Here is a 23,505-nt window from a genome sequence, read left to right as displayed (position 1 = left end):
GCGTCGTCGCGGAGTCTGCGACACCTCCGTTGGTATCGGGATTCGATGAGTACCGTTGCCGCATGGAGGTTCGTCGCCTGAGGCTGCTGCGTGAGTTCGCCGATCGCGAGTCCATCGGGGCGGTCGCCGACGCGATGCACATGACCCCGTCGGCGGTGTCGCAGCAACTGAAGGTGTTGGCCGACGAGGCGGGTGTCGCACTGTTCGAGCCGGACGGGCGTCGAATCCGGCTGACCGAGGCGGGACGCGCACTCGTGTTGCGGGCCGACGATGTCATCGCAGCGGTGGACCGCGCGCACGAGGAGATGTCGTCGTATCGGTCCGGCAAGGCGCGGGTGCGGCTGGCGATGTTCCCGTCGGGGTCGACGCTGCTGTTGCCGTCGGTCCTGGACATGGCGGCCGAGTCGGGCATCGACGTACACGCGGTGCATCTGGATGTCGGATATCACGACGCCGCACCGGCTCTCGCCGATTTCGACGTCGTCGTCACGCATCGGGACGAGCGCACCCCGGCGGTCAATGTGCCGCGCGTGCGGGTGACCGAGCTGATGCGCGAACCCGTCGACGTCATCGTCGCCGACGACAACGAACTGGCGACCCGCGACGAGGTCGCGGTGACCGAGCTGGCCGAACACGACTGGATCAGTGTCGAGGGCGGATTCCCCGTCGACGATGTGCTGCAGTCGATCTCGGCGGTGACGGGCGTCGCACCCCGGGTCACCCAGCGGATGCTGGACTTCACCACCATCGAAGCGCTCGTGGCCGGCGGTCACGGGATCGCACTGATGCCGAGGTTCGCGGTACGCCACCCCGGGGTGAAACGGTTGGTGATCAAGGGTGTTCGCGCCGCACGCGTCTACGAGGCGCTGTCCCGGCCACGGTCACGCTCGGCGGTGCAGCGGGTCGTCGAGCATCTCCAGACCGCGAGCGACGGCCGGGGTTGACCGCCGGACGCCGACAGCCCGGGGCGAGATGCTGGCCCCGGGCTGTCGTCCGGCTGTCTCAGGCGCTGGTGGTCAGACGCCCAGGCTCTTGCCGACGATGTCCTTCATGATCTCGGTGGTGCCACCGAAGATCGTCTGGATGCGAGCGTCGGTGTACGCGCGGGCGACCCGGTACTCGTTCATGTAGCCGTAGCCGCCGTGCAGCTGCAGACAGCTGTCGATGACTCGCTTGGCGAGTTCGGTACACCACCACTTGTTCTTCGACGCGTCGACGGCGTTCAGCTCGCCGTCGAGGACGCCCTGCAAGCAGCGGTCGATGTAGACCTCGGCGATGTCGAGCTCGGTGGCCATCTCGGCGAGGGTGAAGCGGTTCGCCTGGAAGGTGCCGATGGGACGGCCGAAGGCCTTGCGGTCCTTGGTGTACTGCAGCGTCTCGTCGAAGATCGCACGCGCGCCGGCGATGGCGCCGATGCCGATCGACAGTCGCTCGGACGGCAGATTCTGCATGAGGTGGTAGAAGCCCATGCCCTCTTGTCCGAGCAGGTTCTCGGCCGGCACGCGCACGTTGTTGAAGTGCAACTCGGCGGTGTCCTGCGCCTTGAGGCCCATCTTGTCGAGCTTGCGACCGCGCTCGAAGCCCTCCATGCCGCGCTCGACGACCAGCAGCGAGAACGCCTTGTGGCCCGCTTCGGGATCGGAATTGGTGCGGCACACCACGACGACGAGATCGGAGTTGATGCCCGAGGAGATGAAGGTCTTGCTGCCGTTGAGGACATAGTGATCGCCCTCGAGCTTGGCCGAGGTCTTGATACCCGCGAGGTCGGAGCCAGCGCCCGGCTCGGTCATCGCGACGGCGAGGATCGTCTCACCGGTGGCGATGCCCGGCATCCAGCGCTTCTTCTGCTCGTCGTTGGCGAGATGCACGAAGTACGGTGCCACGACGTCGTTCTGCAAGCTCAGTCCGGGGGCGGCGCCGTCGAACTTGGCGAACTCCTCGACCACGACGGCGTTGAACCGGAAGTCGTCCATGGCGCCGCCGCCGCCGTACTCCTCGGGGATGTTGAACCCGAGAAGTCCTGCGTCACCGGCCTTCTTGAACGCGATGCGATCGACCTGACCGGCTCGCGTCCACTCCTCGGTGTACGGGGCGCATTCGCGCTGCAGGAACTGGCGCGCGGTTTCCCGCAGGGCCTCGTGCTCGTCTTCGAAGATGGTGCGTTTCATGGCTTCTCCCTTTCGTGAGTGAGTATGTACTCGATGTCGGTCGGTGATCAGTCGTCGGTATGTCCCTGCGCGCCGACGACGCGCAGGGAGATCAGGGCGTAGGAGGCCGCCACCTCGGCCGGCGTCCGGGCACCCGAGGGGCGGTACCAGGTGGTGACCGCCTGGCACGCGCCGAAGAGGTAACGCAGTACTTCCTTCGGGTCCTCGTCGAAGGCGAACTCTCCCGATTCGACGCCGCGCGCGATGACATCGGCGAGCAGGTCCTCGGTCTCGGTCCGCATCGCGACGTAGGTCTCGCGTCGTGGGTCCTCGGAATCGAGGTGCCGGAACTCGCTTGCCACGCTGGCGAGTTCGAGGTCACTGGTCATGTGCAGCACGATCGACTCGATGGCGTTGGACAACTGCTCGCTCGGGGTCCGGCCCGACTCGATGGCGGCACCGACCCACGCCAGTACCGAGGTCATCGCCGCCTCGAGCAGTTCGACGAGGATGCCGAGTTTGTTGTCGTGGTGGTAGTACAGCGTGGGTAGCGACACCCCGGCGCGCGACGCGATGTCGCGGATCGAGGTGCCGTGGTAACCCCGTTCGTAGAAGGCATGTTTCGCCGCGACGAGCGTGGCCGGTAGCGGTACCGGCTCGCGTCGTCGCCAGTCCAGACCCTCGGTCTCGATGGTGATCTTCTTGCCGGGGGCGATCTTCGCTGCTTCAGACACGTTCGATGATGGTGGCATTGGCCATGCCCGCGCCCTCGCACATGGTCTGCAGGCCGTAGCGGCCGCCGGTGGCCTCCAAGTGGTTGACCATCGTCGACAGCAAGCGGGTGCCGGACGAGCCGAGTGCGTGCCCGAGCGAGATGGCACCACCGCGCGGATTCAGTTTGGCGGGGTCGGCACCGAACTCGTGCGCCCACGCCAGCGGCACCGGTGCGAAGGCCTCGTTGACCTCGTAGGTGTCGATGTCGTCGATGCTCAACCCGGCCCGCTTGAGGACCTTGTGAGTCGCCGGGATCGGTGCGGTCAGCATGAAGATCGGGTCGTCGCCGGCCACTGAGAACGAGTGGAACCGCGCCCGCGGGGTCAGGCCCAGTTTGGCGGCCATGGTGTCGCTCATGATGAGTGCACCGGATGCGCCATCGGTGAGGGGCGAGGAGTTGCCCGGCGTGATGAGCCAGTTGATGTCGGGAAAGCGTGCGGCGGTCTCTTCGGTGTAGAAGGACGGGCGCAGGCCGGACAGGCCCTCGGCGGTGGTCGACGCGCGGATCGTTTCGTCGATGCGGTGGGTGACGATCTCGCCGTTGGCGTCGGCGACGTCGATCGGCAGCACCTCGCGGTCGAAGAATCCTTCGGCCGCGGCTGCGGCGGCACGCTGATGCGACTGCGCGGCGAAGGCGTCGAGGGTGTCGCGATCGAACTTCCACTTGGCCGAGATCAATTCGGCCGAGATGCCCTGGTTGACCAGTCCATCCGGGTAGCGTGCGGCGATGCTGGGACCGTGGGGACTGCGTCCGGCGGTCGTGAAGCCCATCGGGACCCGGCTCATGGACTCCACGCCGGCGGCGATGACCACGTCGTAGGCGCCGGCGATGATGCCTTGAGCAGCGAAGTGGGCGGCCTGCTGGCTAGATCCGCACTGGCGGTCGACGGTCGTGGCGGGCACGGACTCGGGGAAGCCGGCCGAGAGCAGCGCGGTCCGCGAGATGTTCAGGGCCTGCTCACCGGCCTGGCCGACGCAGCCGCCGATGACGTCGTCGACGATGGCCGGATCGATGTCGTTGCGCTCGACCAGTGAGCGCAGCACATGTGCCAGCAGCTCGACGGGCTTGGTCTCCGACAGCGCTCCGCCGGGCTTGCCCTTTCCGGACGCGAGGCGGACGACGTCGACGATGACGGCTTCGGGCATGGGATTTCCTCTCGGGCGCAGCGGCGCGACGCAGCACACTGCATGGCACGCGTCACTTTATCTAACGATCGTTATACCCGGTGTAGCACGCGACCGGCGGCGGAATCAACATCACGGACCGCAAGAAACGGACGAAGCCCCCACCCGTGGACGGGTGAGGGCGGCAGCCGCGTCGGGTCAGATGGTGCCCTTGTCGTCCTGACCTGCGGGAACTGCGGTGAACGTGCGGACGTCGAGCGGTCCGGCGAGCAGGCCGCCGATCGCCTTGCCGAGTTCGGTGAGGGCGGGTGCAGCGCCGTGGGTAGCCAGGGCCTCCATGGATTCCCAACGTTCGATCATCACCAGGTCGGTCGAGTCGCCGGTGGCTTCGTGCAGCGCGTACTTCCCGCATCCGGGCTCACCGTGCACTTCGGGGATCGCGGTCAGTACGGCCTCCCGAACCGCCTGTTCCTCGCCGGGCTTGGGAGAGATGGTGGCTATGACGATCACTTCCGACATACGGGGTTCTCCGTTCGTGGGGTGGCTCGGTACGGGGGTATGGGTGCCCGGACCGGCCGCCGGACACTCCCGTGACGGTAGGCGAGGACCGTTCCGTTCGGGTGCGTTCGGCCGAGTCCGCCTCGAGCCGCGAGCGATCGGAGGGGTGGCAGGGGTGCACGCGCGAGATTGAGACCGAGAACACAGTGAAGGGGTCAATGTGACTACACATGATGCCTGATTGATGAGACGTCGTCGCGTCGATGTCTCCACGAAACTGCTGACCAGAGCCGAAATCGGGCGAAAACCACTGCGCGGAACCCGGTTCGAGCGCGCGGGCGGTCAGCTCTACTCGGCGGTCAGATCCGGTGACCCAGAGCACCCCACCGGGCGGATTGCGGTTTGCTCGGCCGAATCACGCATACCTATGCTGCGTGCGTTCGGTCACATCTGCCGAACGCAACTGTGGCGGGGGCGGTGTCGAGATGGCGGTGAGCACAGCGAGCGTGGGTCCGCTCCGCTCCGGTCCGGTCATCTATCTGCTCTCGTGCATCCGCACCTTCGGACGGCTGGTCCGCATGACCGCCCGATCGTCGGCGATTGCCGCCGCCGAGGTCGTTGCCGGACGTTTTCCATTGCGCGAGAGCCTGGTTCAGGGGTGGTTCTTCGTATCTGTAGCCCTCTGGCCGGCGATCCTCATCTCCATCCCGATGGGCGTGGTGATCGCGGTGCAGATCGGCAGCGTCACAGCGAACGTCGGCGCGAACTCGATGGCGGGTGCGGTCGGTGGAATGGGAGTGATGCAGCAGATCGCGCCACTGGCGACCGCGCTTCTGGTCGGCGGCGCCGGGGGATCGGCCATCGCGTCGGACCTCGGTTCGCGCACGATCCGCGACGAGATCGACGCGTTGCGCACCATGGGCATCGACCCGCACCAGCGTCTTGTCGCTCCCCGGCTGGTCGCGATGTCGCTGGTGGCGCCGGCACTGGCCGTTCTGGTGATCCTCATGAGCATCCTGTCGAGCTTCGTCGTCGCGGCGGTCGGGCAGGGCGTTGCCCCGGGCTCCTACTGGCTGTCGTTCGGGAGCTTCGCGTCGGTCACCGACCTGCTGATCTGCCTGGGCAAGGCGATGATCTTCGGTTTCGTGGTCGCGGCCATCGCCTGTCACCGGGGGCTGGAGGCGAAGGGCGGGCCCAAAGGAGTTGCCGACGGCGTCAATGCGGCTGTCGTCCTGGGCATTCTGGCGTGCGTCGTCCTCAACCTCGCTCTCACCCAGTTGACGCTGATGTTCGTCCCTGTCCGGTTCCTGTGAGCGGGTCGAGATGACTGCCGACCTCAACGAGCCAGCCGTCCATCGACGTCGACTCCTGGGCTGGACCAGGTCGGTGGACCGGTTATGGGATCCGGTCGACGCACTGGGACGCCAGTTCCACTTCGTGTGGATGGCCCTGCGCGGCACCGGTCATGCGATGCGGAGACACCGTCGCCAGACCACCGAGATCTTCACCGACCTCGCCTGGGGTAACGGTCGGGCGGTGATCGTCGGCGGCGGCGTGGCGCCGGTGCTCGCGCTGATGGGTGTCGTCTCCGGCGCGATGATCGGCATCATCGGCTTCGAGGTGCTCGACATGCTGGGCATCGGTCCACTCGCCGGCGCGATGTCGGCGCTGGCGAACCCGCGCGAGCTCGCCCCGCTGATCGCTGCGGTCGGCTTCGCGGCGCAGGCGGGCTGCCGGATCACCGCCGAGGTCGGTGCCATGCGGATCTCGGAGGAGATCGACGCCCTCGAGGCGCAGGCGATCGATCCGGTTCCCTACGTCGTCTCCACGCGCGTCATCGCGTCGGTGCTGACCGTGATCCCCGCGTATCTCATCGCGCTCGCACTGGGTTTCGCGACCACCCGCCTCACGGTCACCGCCGTCCAAGGCCAGGCGACCGGCGCCTACCAGCACTACTTCGACATGTTCATCGAGCCCGTCGACCTCGTGTACTCGCTGATCAAGGTCGCAGTCTTCGTCGTGGTCGTCACGCTCGTCCACGCTTACCAGGGTTTCTACGCCAGCGGCGGTCCCGAGGGCGTCGGGGTCGCGTCCGGACGGGCGATCCGCGCGAGTCTGGTCGCCATCACCGTGTGCGACATGATCCTGACCTTGCTGATGTGGGGTCTCGAATCGTCGATCGACTTCGCGGGGTGACCACATGAGCAACCATCGTGAACCGAGCCCGTACGGGTACCGCCTGCGCGGTCTGGGTGTCCTCCTTCTCGTTGTCGTGCTGGGGATCTTCCTGTGGCAGCGGGTGACTCCGGAACCGGCGGGCGGCGTGCGGTTCGGTCTCGTGGTCACCGACCTCGGCGACGGGGTCGGCGAGGCGACCCCGGTACGGCTCCACGGGCTCACGGTCGGCGAGGTTGTCGACCATCGTCCACACGGGCCCGGTCACCAGTTGGTGACCCTGTCGGTCGAGGGGGACCGGTTCGGCGAGCTGTCGGATGAACTCGACGTCCGCTTCATCTCCGGCACCGTGTTCGGGTCGACCGCCGTCGAGCTGATCCCGTCCGGCACCGGTGAGTCACTCCGCCCGCAGTCGGTGCTCGATCTCGGGGACCGCGCGTCCGACGACACGATCACGACGATCATGCGCGACTCCGGGAGGCTGTTGATCGATGTGGTCAACCGGGACCTCGCGACCTCACTCGACGCCGGTGCCGAACTGACGGCCGCATCGGCGCCGCTGCTCGCATCAGGGCTCCTCGTACTCCGAACCATGCAGCGGAAGATGAACCTACCCATGGCGCAACTACTCCCGAAGCTGGCGAACGCCACCGAGGGTACGGCGGCGTTCACACCGTCCGCGCTCGGCATCATGCACTCCCTGGCATCGGTGAAGGATCTCGACGACCCCGAGCAGGTCGAACTCGCCAACGGGACCATCGTCGAGGTCTCCAATCTGGTCTTCTCCTTCGCCGGTCGTCTCGTCGGTGCGCTGGCCCCGATGGCCGGCCTGATGGACGCCATGCTCGATCTACTCGTGCCACTCAACCAGGGCCTCGACAGGGTCACACCGCAGAAGGTGTCGACGTTGCTCGACGGCGCGGACGGTGCGCTTCACCGGCGCGACGGTCGCGTGGAGCTCGACACCGAGCTGCTGCTGCAGGGCTTCCCCGCCTTCGACCTGCCACTCGCGGCCATGAGTCCGTCTGCAGCAGAGAGCGATACGCGTTCCGGTGGGCCACGATGAAGACCCCGAGGCAGTCCGCGGTCCGGTTGGCCATCCTCGGCCTGGCCGCCGCGATCATCGTCGCCCTCATGGTGCAGGCCATCCAGCGACCGGTGGCGGGCGAAACCGTCGACTATGAAGCGACGTTCGGCGACGTCTTCGGGCTGACGCAGAACGCCGACGTCCGGATGCGCGGAGTCCAGATCGGCAAGGTGACCGGGATCGAGTTGACCGAGGACGCACGCGCCGAGGTGGCCTTTCATCTCCAGGACGAACACCGACTGCGGTCAGAGGACAAGCTGGCCATCCGCTTCCAGAATCTCGCCGGCCAGCGCTACGTGGAGGTGATCCGCGGCGACGCGTCGGCACCGACTCTCCCGGACGGTGCGACCGTCACCGAGACGGCCGACTCGTTCGACATCACCACCGTCTTCAATGGCCTGCGGCCGTTGCTGAGTGCGGCGGATCCCGCGGTCTACAACCGTCTGGCAACCAACCTCGTCGCGCTCGTCGACGGCGGAAGCGACGACATGGCACCTGTACTCAGGGACATCTCGACACTCACCTCGTACGCGACCGACCGCACCGCGGTCATGGAGACGATCGTAGGCAATCTCGAGCGGGTGTCCGCGCAGATCGGCGGCCGTTCGGCGAATCTGTCGGCGATCCTCAAGGTGTTCCATTCGATCTTCATCCCCATCGCGAGCCGCATGGAGGAGTTCCTCTCGCTGATGGACAGGGGATCGGTCGAACTGTCGGAGATCCTGCGAGTGACCGACGCGCTCAGTCTGATGGGGCTCGGTGCCGAGAACACCAGCGACGATGTGACGCGACGTATCGACGAGGTAATCCCGGACACGGCTGCCGCGGTGCGGTCGTTGTCGATCCTGCCCGGCGTCCTCGGCGGCTTGAATCAGCTGATCCCGCGTGCGAATCCGGCACGCGCATGTAGCAATGGCGAACTCGCGCTACCGATCACCGCCGGCGTGCTCATGGCGGGGCGCGCACTCACCGTGTGCAAGGGGAACCGATGACCGACACCCGAAGCAAAACCCTCATCGGAGCCGAGGATGCGTCGTCCGGGTCGCAGATGTGGTGGGCGACGATCAGTATCGCGGTGGTCGCGCTCGTCGTCGCGACGACCACCTTCCTCTATCTGAAACCACCCGGCGACAACACCTTTCACCTCGCCGTGAGCGAATCCGGCAACCTCCGGGCCGGCGACACGGTGCGAGTCGCGGGCATCCCGGTCGGCAAGGTGCTCGGGCTGACCCTTCGCGATGACCACGTCGATGTCGCCTTCTCGGTCAGCAACGATGTGTTCGTGGGTGATACGACGTCCGTCTCGGTTCGCATGCTGACCCCGGTCGGCGGTCTCTACCTCGCGCTGATGCCCTCGGGTGGTGAGCCGCTGCGCGAGGCGATTCCCCAGAGCCGCGCGCAGCTGCCGTTCCTGGTCAACGATCTCGTGTCCAGCGCGGTCGGCGTCACCGACGACATCGACACCGATGCACTCCGTACGGCCATGTCGGCGACGACCCGGGCGCTCGACGGGTCGCCGGGCGCAGTCCGTGGTTCGGTCACCGACATGCAGAAGGTGCTCGAGCTCTTCGCGGCGCAGAAGAACCAGATCCGGGACCTGCTGTCGCTGTCGAACGAGTATCTGGGTGCAGTGCAGGACAACAAGGCGCTGATCACGGAGGTCATCCGTGCCTACGCGATCCTCGGCCCGCAGACGGTCGCCGCGCAGGAGAAGGTCCGCGTGTTCGCCGACTCGACCGTCATCCTCGTCGGGGTCATCTTCGACTTCCTCGCGGGCCCTTATCAGGACAAGATCGAGCCACTGCTGCCGCCGCTCGTCGAGGCCCGGAATCTGAGCCGCGAGATGGTCGAGTGGACAGACCAGGTGGCCGACCAGCTGCGGTCGACCCTGCTGAGCCTCGGTGAGCTGGCGGGTCCGGAAGGAAAAGCCCTCGTCGATCAAAGCGGTCTGACGGCGCGACTACCCGACGTGTGTCTCCCGGTGCCCGGACGGATGTGCTGATGCCGGGTTCGGAACTGCCGGTCGATACAGGACGGCGCGGCGGACCGAGCGCTCGTCGCCGTCGCGGGCTCGTCGTCTTCACCGTGATGGTCACGGTGGTCGCGCTGTGCAGCGTGGCGTTCGCCACGACCGACAGCCGCGGTCCCCTCGCACTCTGCGCCGCGTTCGAGAATTCCTTCGGCCTGTATCCCGGTGCAGCGGTAACGATCCGGGGGATACCGGTCGGCACGGTCGACCGCCTCGAGCCACACGGACCGGTGGTGCAGGTCGCCATGTCGATCGACGATCGGACGCTGGGCGAGAACGTCGGCGCCGCGATCGTGAACTCCTCGATCCTCACCGACCGCAGAGTCGAACTCGTGAACACCGAGCGCGACCCGGGTACGGGCGAGTTCGACGGGGCCTGCATCCCGGAATCCCGCACGGCCGAGCCGATCAGCGTCCCGGACGCACTGAACTCGTTCTCCCGCTTCTTCTCCCAGATCACCACAGCCGACGAGTCGGGACGCCCGCCGCTGCAGGCCCTGTTGGCCGGCGCCGATCGTGAGCTGTCCGACCTCGGGCCGGTGATCAACGGACAGCTCCGGGATCTCGGACGGTTGATGGAGTCGCCGGACGCGTTCATGAGAGACTTCGGCACGCTCATCGAGAACAGCGCGGAGCTGAGCGAGTTCGTCGCGGCCGACTGGGACAACGTCGCCACCGCCATCAAGACCTTCGGTCCGGGCCTGTCCCTCATCGAGCACCTGCTCGGGCTGGTGAAGACGATCGTCGGCAAGCTGGCGGCGGCGCTCGGTCCGCTCGATCGGCTGTTCAATCAGAACTTTCCGCTGTTCATGGACGTGCTCAACGCATCCGTCCCGATCGTGAGCATGGTGCGCACCCGCGCCGAACAGTCGCCGGAGGTGCTCCAGACCATCCCGGCGGTGCTGAAGATGCTGCACGCGATGATCGAAGGCCCGGGGCGGGGAATCGGCATCGGTTATCGCGCTCCGCGAGTTCAGGTTACGAGTTCCGACGCCGGCCGGATGTGCGCGCTGCTGAAACGCATTCCGGGTAGCCGCTGCGAGGCGTCGTCGACCACGATCGTGACCGTGCCACTTCCGCAACTTCTTCTCACCGACCTGGGAGGGCATCGATGAGGCGCGCCCCCGTCCGTTCGGGGCAGCCGTCGACGCCCCGACTCCCGCGGCGGTTGTTCGAATGGTGCGGGTTGGTGCTCGCGGTTGCGATGCTGTGCGTCGGGTGCTCGTTCAATCCGAGTGATCACGCGATGCCCGGCACCGGTGTCGGTGGCCCCACCTATCGCCTGAACCTCGAGTTCACCTCGTTGCTCAGCCTGCCCGCTGGTGCCGAAGTCCGTGGCAACGGAGCGAAAGTGGGTTCGCTACGGGCGATCACGCTCGACGATGCCAGTGCGATCGCGCACATCGACGTCCGAGTCGACGTCGAACTGCCCAGGGGTACACGTGCCGAGTTACGGCAGACCTCCGTGCTCGGAGACATCTACATCGCGTTGCTCCCGCCGTCGGAGACCGGGAGCGAGACGCTCCGGGATGGCGACACCATCGGCCTGTCGGAGACCGACCCCGGTCCCCAGATCGAAGACGTGCTCGCGCGGATGGCCGATTTCGTGAACGCGGGCAGCGTCACCCGACTCCAGGACGCGATCGTCGAGCTGAACAAGACCCTGCCCACCGACGTGGCCGAACTTCGAGGCCTGTCCGAGTTCGCGTCGGCGACGGTGAACGAGGCCGCCGGCGAGGTCGACGCCCTCGATCGCACGCTGGAGGCGACCGCCCGGCTCACCACACGCCTCGACGCGATGCGTGACCAACTCGGGTTCGTGTTCTCCGACAGGGCACGCGACCGGCTCGAGCGGGTTCCCCAGTTCATGACAGCCGTGCTCAACGTGGTCATCGACGTCAGCACGCTCACGACCGGCCTCGAGTGGCTCATCCCGCGGTTGCCGCACGTGCGCTCGACCCTGGAGACGGTCGCACCGCTGGTTCGTGAACCTTCGGCGAGTCCGCACCAGGTGAAAGGTAATGCTGCGACGGCGGTTTCACTCACCAGAAACAAGTTGATCCCGTTCCTGTTGGGGCCCGACGTGAACATCACCGAGGTGAGCGTCGCCGGCCAGGACGTGAGCGCCAACGCGCTCTTCCTGCTGAAGATGGTCGGAGCGGTCCGATGAGCCGGATACCGAGTTGGGCGTCGATCATGGCGTTGCTCCTGACGACGGTGCTCGGCGTCGGGTACCTGATGGTCGGTGTCCTCGCTGCCGACCCGACGCGGACCTACACGAGCCTCACCGTCGACCTGACGGACTCGGCCGGCCTGCGCGCCGGCTCGGATGTCGTGTACCGCGGGGTGAACATCGGGCAGGTCGACGAGGTGACCGGTCGTCCGGGCGGTGTACGAATCCGCCTGTCCTACTGGGCAGATCAACTGGTCCCGGTCGAGACCGACCTCGAGGTCGAGCAACTCTCGGCGCTCGGCGAGCCCGTGTTCGCGTTCCTGCCGGCGACCGACACCGGACCCTTCATCGCCGACGGTGCCCATCTCACCCAGGTTGTGGACATCCCGACCTCGGTGGCGCAGTTGCTCGGGGATGCGTCGTCGATGCTCGAACAAGTCGAACCCGAGCGGGTCACCCGACTGATCGACACATTCAGTCAGTCCGTGACCGGTGTGCAGTCCGAGGTGACACCCGCGGTCCGACGTGGCGCCGACCTGCTGCTGCTCACGCTCACCTCGCGGCAAGGACATCTCGATGCCCTGACCGACCACATGACCGACATCCTCTCCAAGACCGATGAATTGAAGCAGGCCATGATCTCCGCACCCCCGCAACTCGATGAGTTCGGGGAGTCGCTCGGAGTGTCCTACGAATACCTCTTCCTCGCCTCCCGCGAGCTCCGGGGACGCGAGGTCATGGGTTCGTGGCGCGACGAGCAGCAAGAGTTGGTCGCCGTGCTCGAGAAGCTGTCCCCGGACCTGCGGGCGCTCGGCGGGATTCTGCGCCCGATCACGCAGGCCTCCGGTCCGCTGGTCGGCATGATCGACATCGCCGACCTACTCGACCGTGCCCTCCATTCCCTGCCCGGCGATCGCGTACGCATCGAACTGACCGCCCCGGGCACGTCGCCCCACATACCCAGCACGTCAAGGAGCCCCCGATGAGCGAACACGACAACACCGCCGACGAGGCCTCGTCGGCCGACGACGCCCGAGACAGCACCTCGGACGGCGGTTCCACAGTGGCGGTGAAGGAGTCGTCGCGACCCGACCCGGCAGCGGAACCCGTGGCGGCGTCTCGTCGTCCGTTCATCGCCCTCGGTGCGGTGGCAGTGGTCGCCACAGTGCTCGCCGTCGTCTTCGGAACACTGTGGGCCACCGATGGTTCCGATGACGAACTGACGTCGCTGACCGGCAAGATCGCCGCCGAGGGTGAGGCGGAGCGGGTCGCGGGGGATTACGCACTGAGCGTCTCGAAGGTCGATTACGAAGACATCGACGCCTGGCGTCGCGCACTCGAGACCGGGGTGACGCAACAGCTGAAGGAGAAGATGGGTACCGCGGTGGACGTCGTGGCGCCACTGCTCACGCAGATGCAGTATGTGTCCACGGCCGAGAAGCTCGCGGCGACCGTCGCGCACTCCGACGGGAACGCCTACGTCGTACGGGTTTTCGTGGACATGGACTCCACCAGTCGCCAGACCCCCGACGGCGTCGCCGCAACTGCGAGTTACACCATCACGCTCGACCGCGGAAGTGACTGGACCATCACCGATGTCGGCGGCCTGGGCGCCGGACTCCCGGGTCAGGCCGATCCGGCGCCCTCCGGCGGCAACTGAGCTGCCGGCCTGGGGGGTTCCTGTTCCCCGAGGTGCGAACCTCCTGCTCCCTGATTGAGCACGAATGCCCCCTGTTCCCTGATTGAGCACGAAGGCCCCCCTGTTCCCTGAGGTGCGAGCGCAGCGAGCCTCGAAGGGCCCGTGACGTCATCTCGCCGGCCCCTTCGAGGCTCGTCGCTTTCGCTCCTCGCACCTCAGGGAGCAGGGGTGGTCGTTGCGTGCGCTCCTCGCACCTCAGGGAGCAGGGGTGGTCGTTGCTTGCGCTCCTCGCACCTCAGGGACCAGGGGTTATGCGGTTCTTTCGGATTAGGGAGCGATGGGGGTGGCCCTCCGCAAGCTCCGGACGCGCCTCAGGGAACAGGGGTGGTCGCTTCTTTCGGATCAGGGAACAGAACGGTCAGCGCCAGCCGAGGGCCGGTGCCACGTGCGTGAGGATCGACTCGAGGACGTGGGCGTTGTAGTCCACGCCGAGTTGGTTCGGCACGGTCAGCAACAGCGTGTCGGCCGCCGCGATCGCCTCGTCCTCACGCAACTGCTCGATCAGCTTGTCCGGCTCGTCGGCGTAGCTCCGACCGAAGCGGGCCACGCTGTTGTCGATGACGCCGACCTGATCCGATTCGGCGCCACCGCGTCCGAAGTAGGCGCGGTCGCGGTCGTCGACGATGGCGAAGATGCTGCGGCTCACCGACACTCGCGGCTCGCGCGGATGTCCGGCGTCGGCCCATGCCTTGCGGAACCGCTGGATCTGTTCGGCCTGCAACTGGTGGAAGGGCACGCCGGTGTCCTCGGTCAGCAGCGTCGAGCTCATCAGGTTCATACCCTGCTGTGCGGTCCATTCCGCGGTTGCCCGGCTCCCGGCGCCCCACCAGATGCGGTCACGGAGACCGGGTGACTGCGGCTCGATGGGCAACAGACCCGGAGGGTTGGGGAACATCGGACGGGGATTGGGTGTGGCGAAGCCGCCTCCCTCGATGACGCGCAGGAACACCTCGGTGTGCTGCCGCGCCATCTCGGCGTCCGTCGAGCCTTCGGGTGGGACGTATCCGAAGTACTTGTAGCCGTCGATGACCTGCTCGGGCGATCCTCGGCTGATGCCGAGCTGAAGCCGGCCCTCCGAGATCAGATCGGCGGCGCCGGCATCCTCGGCCATATAGAGCGGGTTCTCGTACCGCATGTCGATGACCCCGGTGCCGATCTCGATGCGGCTGGTCTTGGCGCCGATGGCAGCCAGCAGCGGGAACGGCGAGGCGAGCTGCCGGGCGAAGTGATGCACCCGGTAGTACGCGCCGTCGACGCCGAGTTCCTCGGCGGCCACCGCCAGGTCGATCGACTGGAGCAGTGTGTCGGCGCCGGATCGCACCTGGGACCCGTGGGCGTCCGACCAGTGGCCGAACGACAGGAAACCGATGTTCTTCATGCCCTCTAAATGAAACCCGGGTCCGTTTTGTTCCCGCGATGCCGCTTCCGTCCGGCGACCCACCGGGGATCAGCGGACGGAAGCGGTCTGGCGGAGGCGCGGCGTGAAGGCCGGGCGGTCAGGGGGCCCAGGTGCCGGGAGCAGTCTCGTCCTCGGCAGTCGGTGTCGAGTTCACCCGGTAGGCGCGGTTCACTGCCGACACGACCGCGCGGAGGCTGGCGGTGGTGATCGACGACGCGATGCCGACGCCCCACACGGTTTCGCCGTTGACCTCGGTCTCCACGTACGCCGCGGCGCTGGCGTCGCCGCCCGCGGTCAGTGCGTGCTCGCTGTAGTCGAGAACCCGGACCTCGTAACCGACATTGCCCAGGGCGTCGACGAAGGCTGCCAGCGGGCCGTTGCCCGACCCGGCGATCTCGCGCTCGTTGCCCTCGACCTTCACGACCGCGGTGATGTGGTCATCGCCGCCGTCCACCTCGGCGGCGTCGACCTTCTGGCGAATCCGCTCCAGCGGCCAGACCGGATGAAGGTAGTTCTCCGCGAAGACATCCCACATCTCCTTGGGGTTGACCTCGCCGCCCTCGCCGTCGGTGATCTTCTGGATCTCGCGGCTGAACTCGATCTGCAGACGTCGCGGCAGGTTCATGCCGTGATCGGCCTTCATGATGTACGCGACGCCGCCCTTGCCGGACTGACTGTTCACGCGGATGACCGCTTCGTAGTTGCGGCCGACATCCTTGGGGTCGATCGGCAGATAGGGGACGGCCCAGGTGATGTCGTCGACGTCGGCGTCGGCGTTGTCCGCGTCGACCTTCATCTGGTCGAGGCCCTTGTTGATGGCGTCCTGGTGGCTACCCGAGAAGGCGGTGTAGACCAGGTCGCCACCGTAGGGGTGACGCTCGGGGACGTTGAGCTGATTGCAGTACTCGACCGTCCGGCGGATCTCATCGATGTCGGAGAAACTGATCTGCGGGTCGACGCCCCGGCTGAACATGTTCATGCCGAGGGTCACGAGGCACACGTTGCCGGTGCGCTCGCCGTTGCCGAACAGGCATCCCTCGATCCGGTCGGCGCCGGCCTGGTAGCCGAGTTCGGCTGCGGCGACCGCGGTTCCGCGGTCGTTGTGGGGATGCAGGCTCAGGATGACCGAGTCGCGCCGGGCCAGATTGCGGTGCATCCACTCGATCGAGTCGGCGTAGACGTTGGGGGTGGCCATCTCGACGGTCGCCGGCAGGTTGAGGATCATCGGCCGCTCGGGTGTGGGGGCGATGATCTCGGTGACCGCGTCGCACACCTCCTTGGCGAAGCTCAGCTCGGTACCCGTGTAGGACTCCGGGGAGTATTCGTAGCGCCAGTTGGTGTCGGGATAGTTCTGCTGAACCTCGAGGACCTTGTGCGCGGCGTCGGTGGCGATCTTGGTGATGGCCGCCTTGTCCGCGCGGAACACGACCCGACGCTGCAGGACCGACGTCGAGTTGTAGAAGTGCACGATGACGTTGGATGCACCGCGACAGGCGTCGAAGGTGCGCTCGATCAGCTCGTCGCGGCACTGGGTGAGGACCTGGATCGTCACGTCGTCGGGGATCGCGCCGTCCTCGATGATCTCGCGGACGAAGTCGTAGTCGGTCTGGCTGGCCGAGGGGAAACCGACCTCGATCTCCTTGTAGCCCATCCGCACCAGGAGGTCGAACATGCGTCGCTTGCGCGCCGGGCTCATCGGATCGATCAGGGCCTGATTACCGTCGCGCAGGTCGACGGCGCACCACATCGGTGCGGTGGTGATGACCTTGTCGGGCCACGTGCGGTCGGGAACCGTGACCGTCTCGACCTCGTCGGCGAACTGGCGGTAACGGTGTACCGGCATCGCCGAACTGCGCTGCGGGTTCCATACGGGTTGTCCGGCGGGAATCGGGCCTGCGGGCTCGACGATTCGGCTGGCGCCGGAAGTGAAGGTGTCTGCTGGTGCCATGGTGGTCATTCTCCGTGTGTGGAAGGAAAGTGACCGGCGCGTGATTGGGCCCCGCGACGGAGGGCCGGTCGGTTCAGACCCCGCCGCGGCAACCGAGGAGGAGTGCGCGCTGCATGCGCTTGACTGTACTCCCCGGCGACGAGGCGACCAAAGGTGCAGGTGGGACCGAATTATGGCTGCCCCCTCTTCGGGGGGTGCCGCCTCGTCGAGCTGCGTCCCAGACTATGACATGCCTCTCACCTCGCAGTCGGAGTGAGCCAATTCATCCGGCCGGCGGACAGGGGCACCCGGACCGACGCTGTCCGGATCGCGAGCCGCCACCCCCGACGCGGCCGTGGCGCAGAAAGGGACAAACGCCAGTGACGACCATCCCCGCCGAACCCCCGGTGACCCAACCTCCGGAGGGCAAGCGCACGAGCCTTAGACGAGTGGCCGCCGCGAGTTCCATCGGCACGACCATCGAGTTCTACGACTTCTTCATCTACGGCACGGCCGCGGCCCTGGTGTTCCCGACGGTGTTCTTCCCGTCCGCCGACGAGGTCACCGGAACGATCGCCTCCTTCGCGACCTTTGCCGTGGCCTTCTTCGCGCGGCCGGTCGGCGCAATGTTGTTCGGGCACTTCGGTGACCGGATCGGCCGTAAGCGCACCCTGGTCTGGACCCTGCTCATCATGGGCATCGCCACCGTCGCGATCGGACTGCTCCCCGGCTACGAGACCGGTGTCTTCGGCTTCGCCGAATCCGGCATCGGCATCGCGGCGCCCATCCTCCTCGTGTTCCTGCGGTTCCTGCAGGGCTTCGCCGTCGGCGGGGAATGGGCGGGCGCGACGCTTCTCACCGCCGAGTACGCCCCGCCGGGCAAGCGGGGTCTGTACGCGATGTTCCCGCAGCTCGGGCCGGCCTTCGCGTTCTTCCTGTCGAGCCTCACGTTCCTCATCGCGAGCCTGACGCTCGGCGAGACCAGTTCGGCCTTCCTCGACTACGGCTGGCGGATCCCGTTCATCTTGTCCTTCGCTCTCGTCGCCGTCGGACTGTGGGTTCGGCTCGCCGTCGCAGAGACCCCGGTGTTCCGGGAGGTGCAGCAGCGCAAGGCAACCGATGACGGTCCGGCCGACGGTCCCGCGCTGCCGTTCCTCGACGCCTTCCGTCACCAGTGGCGCGAGATCCTCATCGCCGGTGGCGCGCTGGCCAGTCTCTTCTCGCTCTTCTACATGGGCACAGCGTTCCTCACGAACTACGGCACCAAGTCACTGGATCTGTCCCGGACCTTCGTGCTGAGCGCGGGTATGGGTGCGGCCATCGTGTTCGGTCTGTCGACCGCGGCGTCGGCGGTGTGGTCGGATCGGGTCGGGCGTCGCCGCGTCATCCTCACCTCGTGCGCCATCGCGATCCCGTGGTCGCTGGTGCTGTTCCCGATCCTCGAGATCGGCGGCGGTCTCGCCTTCGTGGTCGGACTCCTCGGGACGCTGCTCATCTTCGGCATCGCCTACGGACCGGCAGGCGCTCTGCTGCCCGAATTGTTCGAGGCGCGCTACCGGTACACCGGAGCGGGGATGGGTTACAACCTCGCCGGCATCCTCGGCGGGGCCATCCCGCCGCTGATCGCCGCCCCGCTGATCGCCGGACCGGGTGCGATCTGGGTGGGTGTCCTGCTCGCCGGCCTGTCTGCCCTCAGCGTGGTGTGCACGATCATGATCGTCGAGACCAAGGACAAGACAATGCGTGCGTCGGTCACCGACGACGACAAGGTGCTGACCACGTAAACGTATGTCCCGCAACCCCACACGCAACTCCGCCCCGCGCCTGTCGGCTCGGGGCGGAGTCGTCTGTGAGACGACGGTCGTCGGACCCTTCGTGACGCGCCCTCCGCAAGCTCCGGGCGCTCCTCGGGGAGCGGAGGGGGACGCGCCCCCCGCAAGCTCCGGGCGCTCCTCAGGGAGCGGAGGGGGACGCGCCCTCCCCCGCAAGCTCCGGGCGCTCCTCAGTATCTGCGGCCTGGCGGCCGTCGTGGACCACGAAAAAACACTCGTCGGTGTCCGAAATCCATGCTCCCTGAGGTGCGAGCGACGCGAGCCACGAAGGGTGTAGCAACGTGTCTCACCGAGCCCTTCGTGGCTCGTCGCTTGCGCTCCTCGCACCTCAGGGACCAGGGGTTATGCGGCTCTTTCGGATTTAGGGACCAGGGGTTATGCGGTTCTTTCGGGTTAGGGAGCGGTGGGTGGGCGGACCCCTCGAATCAGGCGACCTGCCGGCTCACGGGGTGTAGCGCAGCCAGTCGACGGTCATCGTCGACGGACTCGGGGTCGTCGACGACGGGGGCCCGGGCCAGATGCCACCGACGGCGACGTTGAGCAGCGCGTACATGGGCTTGTCGAAGACCCATCGCTCGTCGCCGGTGAGTGAGGACCGGTTGATCGTGTAGACCGAGTTCCCGTCGATGGTGAAACGGATCTGTGACGACGACTTGGTCACGGCGTACACGTGGAAGTCGCCGGGGTCGATGCCGGTGAGGTCGTGGCCCCGTTGCCAGCGACCGGCGAGGGGCCCCGGCAGGGGGAGCCCGGGGAGGAGGTCGGTGAGCGAGATGTCGAGCGACCCGGCTGCGGTTCCCAGGGTCGTCGGGCCGTGCACGCCCACGTGCACCCAGTCGGAGTTGTTGATCGTCTCCGCGATGTCGACCTCACCGGACGCCGGGTACCCGACGGCGTCGATGTCGGTTCCCAGCAGCCAGAACGCCGGGTGCAGCCCGCGGCCCTGCGGTAGCGAGATGCGCGCGGAGATCGTCCCGTAGGTGAACTCGAAGCTGTCCTTCGTGGTGAGCCGTGCCGAGGTCCAACCGCCCGTCGCGGCGCGGCGCGCCTCGATGAGCAGGTTGCCGTTGCCGTCGAGGCGCGAGTTGAGCCTGTCGGCGGTGTAGTTCTGCACCTCGTTGTTGCCCCAACCGCCCGCGCCGGTCTCGTGCTGCAGTGCCGACGGCAACGTGCCTGCCGCACCGTTGAACTCGAGACCGAAAGGTTCGTCGGCATGGGCGGTCGCCGGGACCGAGAGCGCTGCCGCGGCTGTCAGTGCAGTGATGGCGGCGACGGGGGCGAGATGGGATCTCACCCGGCGGAGAAGTCCTCGCGGAGGAGGTGTGACAGTCATGCAGAAGAAGTACCACAAGTCACTTCTGTCTCATATGCCTCGTTCGTCACATCCCCCGGTCAGGAGTCCGTCGGGTCCGTGAAGGCAGGGCGTCCCCAGTTGCCGGCGAAGGCGACCTCGCTGCGGGGAAGTCGTGTCCGGGGCTTCTCGTCGCGCGCCCGGATCTCCTCGGGGAGGGAGCCCGCGTCGGTGGCGAGAGATCCGACGCCGAGCAGCACCAGCGGCCGCTTGTCGGCGGGAATCCCGAAGGCGGCGCGCGCGGCCTCGGCGTCGAAACCGGCCATCGGGTGCGCATTGAAACCGAGGGCCTCGGCCTGCAGGATCATCTGCGCCACGGCGAGGCCGCAGTCGACCGCCCCATAGGTGTGCGCTTTCGCGTCCTCGGGGTCATCGGTGGTGCACACCATGACGAGCGCCGCCGACCGCGGCGCCCAGCCCGAGTTTCCCCGGGTCAGGACGCTGCTGAGAGTGGCGAACGTCGGATCGTCGCGCAGGCCGACGATGAAACGCACCGGCTGTATCCGGCCCCAGGTGGGAGCCCAGCGGCCCGCGTCGACGATGACGGTGAGGTCGTCGACCGAGATGGTTGCGGACGGATCGTAGCCGCGCGCACTCCTTCGGCCCGAGATGAGTTCGTGCATCCGCCCGAGGGTAGTGGCGCGAGGCCGTCAGGACTCGGTTCGGGCGCTGACCGCGCCGACCGGGCCGGCTGAGTCGGGCAGCTGGACCCCGGCCACCTCGGCCTGCGGATCGGTCGGCTCGTCGCGCATCACGACGAGCAGGATGGCGCCCAGGACGAGGAGTGCGAGACCGCTCGCGAGCGATGCGGCATGCATGCCGTCCACGAAGGACTGTTTCGCGGCAGCGGCCAGACCTTCTCCGGCAGGACCCATGTCCGTCGAGCGGTGCAGCGTCTCGCCGAGAGTATCGCCGAACGCCCAACCCCGGTCGCCGTCGCGGAACACAAGAGTGGCCAGCGATCCGAGCAGGGCGAGGCCCATCGCGGTTCCGAGCTCGAAGCTCGTCTCCGAGATGCCGGACGCGGCACCCGACCGTTCCGGTGGCACCGAGCCGACGACGACGACCGACACGAGGCTGAACTGGATGCCATAGCCGACGCCGGCGACCGTCGTGCACAGCACGTACACCCAGACCGGGGACGAGGTGTCCAGCGTCAACATGCCGAGATTGCCCGCGGCGGCCAGGCCGACGGAACCGACGAAGGCCATGCGCGTGCCCAGGAACGACGCGACCTTGGTGGCGCCGATGGAGAACACCGCCACCGCGACGGCCATCGGGAGTCCGGCGATCGCCGCGGCGAGGACGTCATGTCCCATGACCGACTGGAGGTAGACGCCGGTCAGATACGACATGCCGCCGAGCGCCATCATGCCGATGAGGGCAACGGCGACCGCGCCGCTGAACTGCGCGTTGCCGAACAGTTTGAGATCGAGGAGCGGGGCCGTGACGCGTCGCTGGTGGAGCAGGAAGCCGATGAGCAGCGCCGCGCCGACGACTCCGGCGATGATCACCGTGGGCGTGGCACCGTCGCTCGCGACCGTCTTGACGGCGTAGACGAGCGGGAAGATCCCGGCCATCGAGAGCACGACGCCGGTGACGTCGAAGGGGTCGGTCGTCGTGGCGCGGTACTCGGGGATCAGGCGCGGCCCGAAGACGAACAGCAGAACCAGCACCGGGACATTGATGAGGAAGACGACGCCCCACCAGAAGTGATGGAGCAGAACGCCTCCGATGACGGGGCCCACCGCGCTGCCGCCGGCGAACGCCGCGGTCCAGACGCCGATCGCACGACCGCGCTCACGGGCGTTCGGGAACATGTTGGCGATGAGCGAGAGGCTCGACGGCAGCAGGGTTGCGCCGCCGATGCCCATCAGGGCGCGCGCGGCGATCAGGATGCCGGCCGAGGGTGCGAAGGCGGCGATGACCGAGGCGATGCCGAACAGGGCGGCGCCGGCGAGAAGGATACGACGACGGCCGACGCGGTCGCCGACATTGCCCATCGTGATGAGCAGACCGGCGATCAGGAACCCGTAGATGTCGAGAATCCACAGCTGCTCGGCTGCGGACGGTGCGAGCGCATCGGTGATCGACGGGATGGCGAGGTACAGCACGGAGACGTCCATCGAGACCAGGAACACCGGCAGTGTGAGCACGGCCAGTCCCAGCCACGTTCGTCGGTCGGCGGCACCCGGAGTGGTCGGGTGGAGCCGGTTCGACGGGTCGAGCTGGGCGGACATCATTCCTCCTTCGCGGTAGACGACAGCTACCTACGCGTACGGTGTACGCGGGTCAGCGTACGGGGATGAGTACGCTGTACGCAATCGCTTTATTCCCGCTCTGAGCAGGAGGAACCCGAAAGTGACGTCCGACACCTCGAAGCTGTCACCCGAGGCGATCGTGGAAGCGGCGATCACCGTCGCCGATGCCGACGGCATCAGCTCGCTGTCGATGCGACGCGTCGCCGAGAAGCTGGGCGTCGGAGCGATGTCCCTCTACCGGCACGTCGCGGACAAAGACGCCCTGCTGCAGGCGATGTCGACGGAGGTCGGACGCCGGTTCCCGTACCCGGTCGACACCGAGCCCGGCTGGCGTTCCCGGGTCGACGTGGCCGTCGACGTCGACTGGGAGCTCTACACCAGGCATCCGTGGGTCGTCCTGGCCTACTCGTCGCCGCGGCACAGCTACGGCGAGGACTCCCTGGCGTGCCTCGACTGGCTCGCGGCCGGATTCCTCGAACTCGGCGTCGGCATCGAACGCGCCACCGACATGGCGCTGTCGGTGTGGAGCTTCGTCCACGGCGTCGCGCTCGTGGCGGTGAGCGATCAGCTGCTCCACGACGAGTCGCTGCTCCCGTCCGCCGGGTTGGCGGAGGTGATCTCGGGGGAGTCCGAGGTCGAGGTCCCGTCGCATCTCGCTCGCCTCGCCGGACGACGGGATGCCGGTCGGCTCCTCGATCCCCGCGCCCGGCTCGACGCCGGAATCGACTACCTCTGCCTGGGATTCGCGGCCTCGGCGGTGTGACGGGCCTTCTGCTCCCTGAGGAGCGAGCTTGCGAGCGTCTCTCTGCTCCCTGAGGAGCGAGCTTGCGAGCGTCTCTCTGCTCCCTGAGGAGCGAGCTTGCGAGCGTCTCTCTGCTCCCTGAGGAGCGAGCTTGCGAGCGTCACGAAGGGTCTCGCAACCTGTCTCACCAGGCCCTTCGAGGCTCGTCGCTTGCGCTCCTCGCACCTCAGGGGTCAGGGGGTTATGCGGTTCTTTCGGATTAGGGAGCAGCAGGGCTCGTCGCTTG

At 67.2% G+C, this 23,505-nt stretch carries 21 protein-coding genes; 12 read left to right on the top strand and 9 right to left on the bottom strand.

Translation table 11 applies throughout. The features are described from left to right. Positions 1-62: 62 nt before the first annotated feature. A complete protein-coding gene (locus tag ACFW3F_RS08700) occupies positions 63-944 on the top strand; it encodes a LysR family transcriptional regulator (RefSeq protein ID WP_388056279.1) in 882 nt (293 codons plus the stop codon). A 72-nt stretch (positions 945-1,016) separates the two neighbouring features. On the opposite strand, the gene ACFW3F_RS08695 is transcribed toward ACFW3F_RS08700, so the two are convergent. From ACFW3F_RS08695 to ACFW3F_RS08680, 4 genes are all read right to left on the bottom strand, one after another. Then, on the bottom strand, positions 1,017-2,168 hold the full coding sequence (locus ACFW3F_RS08695) for an acyl-CoA dehydrogenase family protein (protein ID WP_388056277.1): 1,152 nt from the start codon (positions 2,166-2,168) through the stop codon (positions 1,017-1,019). Positions 2,169-2,215: 47 nt separating this feature from the next. Beyond that, on the bottom strand, positions 2,216-2,881 hold the full coding sequence (locus ACFW3F_RS08690) for a TetR/AcrR family transcriptional regulator (protein ID WP_388056275.1): 666 nt from the start codon (positions 2,879-2,881) through the stop codon (positions 2,216-2,218). Then, a complete protein-coding gene (locus ACFW3F_RS08685) occupies positions 2,874-4,067 on the bottom strand; it encodes a thiolase family protein (RefSeq protein WP_388056273.1) in 1,194 nt (397 codons plus the stop codon). Before ACFW3F_RS08685 ends, ACFW3F_RS08690 begins: the two co-directional genes overlap by 8 nt. A 177-nt stretch (positions 4,068-4,244) precedes the next feature. Continuing rightward, on the bottom strand, positions 4,245-4,565 hold the full coding sequence (locus tag ACFW3F_RS08680) for a putative quinol monooxygenase (protein ID WP_388056271.1): 321 nt from the start codon (positions 4,563-4,565) through the stop codon (positions 4,245-4,247). A gap of 464 nt (positions 4,566-5,029) precedes the next feature. On the opposite strand from ACFW3F_RS08680, the gene ACFW3F_RS08675 reads away from it, so the two are divergent. Genes ACFW3F_RS08675 through ACFW3F_RS08635 form a run of 9 tightly spaced genes read left to right on the top strand, consistent with a single transcriptional unit; the run spans position 5,030 to position 13,668 of the window. Next, complete coding sequence (locus ACFW3F_RS08675; protein WP_388056269.1) at positions 5,030-5,857, top strand: MlaE family ABC transporter permease; 828 nt, start codon at positions 5,030-5,032, stop codon at positions 5,855-5,857. A 10-nt stretch (positions 5,858-5,867) separates the two neighbouring features. Next, positions 5,868-6,740 carry an ABC transporter permease gene (locus ACFW3F_RS08670; RefSeq protein WP_388056267.1) on the top strand — a complete coding sequence of 291 codons (873 nt, stop codon included), beginning with the start codon at positions 5,868-5,870 and terminating at the stop codon, positions 6,738-6,740. 4 nt (positions 6,741-6,744) lie between these two features. Next, complete coding sequence (locus tag ACFW3F_RS08665) at positions 6,745-7,785, top strand: Mce family protein (RefSeq protein WP_388056265.1); 1,041 nt, start codon at positions 6,745-6,747, stop codon at positions 7,783-7,785. Then, the gene (locus ACFW3F_RS08660) at positions 7,782-8,798 is read left to right on the top strand and encodes an MlaD family protein (protein WP_388056263.1); all 1,017 of its coding nucleotides are present in this window, start codon (positions 7,782-7,784) and stop codon (positions 8,796-8,798) included. The genes ACFW3F_RS08665 and ACFW3F_RS08660 overlap by 4 nt, the downstream gene beginning before the upstream one ends. Continuing rightward, a complete protein-coding gene (locus ACFW3F_RS08655; RefSeq protein WP_388056261.1) occupies positions 8,795-9,808 on the top strand; it encodes an MlaD family protein in 1,014 nt (337 codons plus the stop codon). The genes ACFW3F_RS08660 and ACFW3F_RS08655 overlap by 4 nt, the downstream gene beginning before the upstream one ends. After that, positions 9,808-10,950: an MlaD family protein gene (locus ACFW3F_RS08650; RefSeq protein ID WP_388056259.1), complete on the top strand. Its 1,143-nt coding sequence runs from the start codon at positions 9,808-9,810 to the stop codon at positions 10,948-10,950. The genes ACFW3F_RS08655 and ACFW3F_RS08650 overlap by 1 nt, the downstream gene beginning before the upstream one ends. Further along, positions 10,947-12,005 (top strand): MlaD family protein, encoded by a 1,059-nt coding sequence (locus ACFW3F_RS08645; RefSeq protein WP_388056257.1) that lies wholly within the window; start codon positions 10,947-10,949, stop codon positions 12,003-12,005. The genes ACFW3F_RS08650 and ACFW3F_RS08645 overlap by 4 nt, the downstream gene beginning before the upstream one ends. Further along, positions 12,002-12,994, top strand: coding sequence for an MlaD family protein (locus ACFW3F_RS08640; RefSeq protein WP_388056255.1), 993 nt, complete (start codon positions 12,002-12,004; stop codon positions 12,992-12,994). Before ACFW3F_RS08645 ends, ACFW3F_RS08640 begins: the two co-directional genes overlap by 4 nt. Beyond that, a complete protein-coding gene (locus ACFW3F_RS08635) occupies positions 12,991-13,668 on the top strand; it encodes a hypothetical protein (protein ID WP_388056253.1) in 678 nt (225 codons plus the stop codon). The genes ACFW3F_RS08640 and ACFW3F_RS08635 overlap by 4 nt, the downstream gene beginning before the upstream one ends. Positions 13,669-14,065: 397 nt before the next feature. Here the strand turns inward: ACFW3F_RS08635 and ACFW3F_RS08630 are convergent, their stop codons facing one another. Both ACFW3F_RS08630 and leuA read right to left on the bottom strand, forming a co-directional pair. Beyond that, positions 14,066-15,085 (bottom strand): LLM class flavin-dependent oxidoreductase, encoded by a 1,020-nt coding sequence (locus tag ACFW3F_RS08630; protein WP_388056251.1) that lies wholly within the window; start codon positions 15,083-15,085, stop codon positions 14,066-14,068. Positions 15,086-15,203: 118 nt separating this feature from the next. Continuing rightward, on the bottom strand, positions 15,204-17,054 hold the full coding sequence (leuA, locus tag ACFW3F_RS08625; protein ID WP_388056249.1) for a 2-isopropylmalate synthase: 1,851 nt from the start codon (positions 17,052-17,054) through the stop codon (positions 15,204-15,206). A 359-nt stretch (positions 17,055-17,413) separates the two neighbouring features. On the opposite strand from leuA, the gene ACFW3F_RS08620 reads away from it, so the two are divergent. Then, the gene (locus tag ACFW3F_RS08620; protein WP_388056247.1) at positions 17,414-18,817 is read left to right on the top strand and encodes an MFS transporter; all 1,404 of its coding nucleotides are present in this window, start codon (positions 17,414-17,416) and stop codon (positions 18,815-18,817) included. Positions 18,818-19,307: 490 nt separating this feature from the next. Here the strand turns inward: ACFW3F_RS08620 and ACFW3F_RS08615 are convergent, their stop codons facing one another. The 3 genes from ACFW3F_RS08615 to ACFW3F_RS08605 are packed head-to-tail and all read right to left on the bottom strand — an operon-like array spanning position 19,308 to position 22,456. After that, on the bottom strand, positions 19,308-20,198 hold the full coding sequence (locus ACFW3F_RS08615) for a glycoside hydrolase family 16 protein (protein WP_388056245.1): 891 nt from the start codon (positions 20,196-20,198) through the stop codon (positions 19,308-19,310). 59 nt (positions 20,199-20,257) lie between these two features. Further along, positions 20,258-20,839, bottom strand: coding sequence for a nitroreductase family protein (locus ACFW3F_RS08610; protein WP_388056243.1), 582 nt, complete (start codon positions 20,837-20,839; stop codon positions 20,258-20,260). A 27-nt stretch (positions 20,840-20,866) separates the two neighbouring features. Continuing rightward, positions 20,867-22,456, bottom strand: a complete 1,590-nt coding sequence (locus tag ACFW3F_RS08605; protein WP_388056241.1) for an MFS transporter — start codon at positions 22,454-22,456, stop codon at positions 20,867-20,869. Positions 22,457-22,577: 121 nt separating this feature from the next. On the opposite strand from ACFW3F_RS08605, the gene ACFW3F_RS08600 reads away from it, so the two are divergent. Further along, the gene (locus ACFW3F_RS08600) at positions 22,578-23,240 is read left to right on the top strand and encodes a TetR/AcrR family transcriptional regulator (RefSeq protein WP_388056239.1); all 663 of its coding nucleotides are present in this window, start codon (positions 22,578-22,580) and stop codon (positions 23,238-23,240) included. The last annotated feature ends 265 nt before the right edge of the window (positions 23,241-23,505 follow it).

Source organism: Gordonia sp. NPDC058843 (genome assembly GCF_042743165.1).
In the GTDB taxonomy this organism is placed as follows: domain Bacteria; phylum Actinomycetota; class Actinomycetes; order Mycobacteriales; family Mycobacteriaceae; genus Gordonia.
Note: the sequence above shows the minus strand (reverse complement) of the source record. Positions and strands in the feature narration are given on the sequence as shown.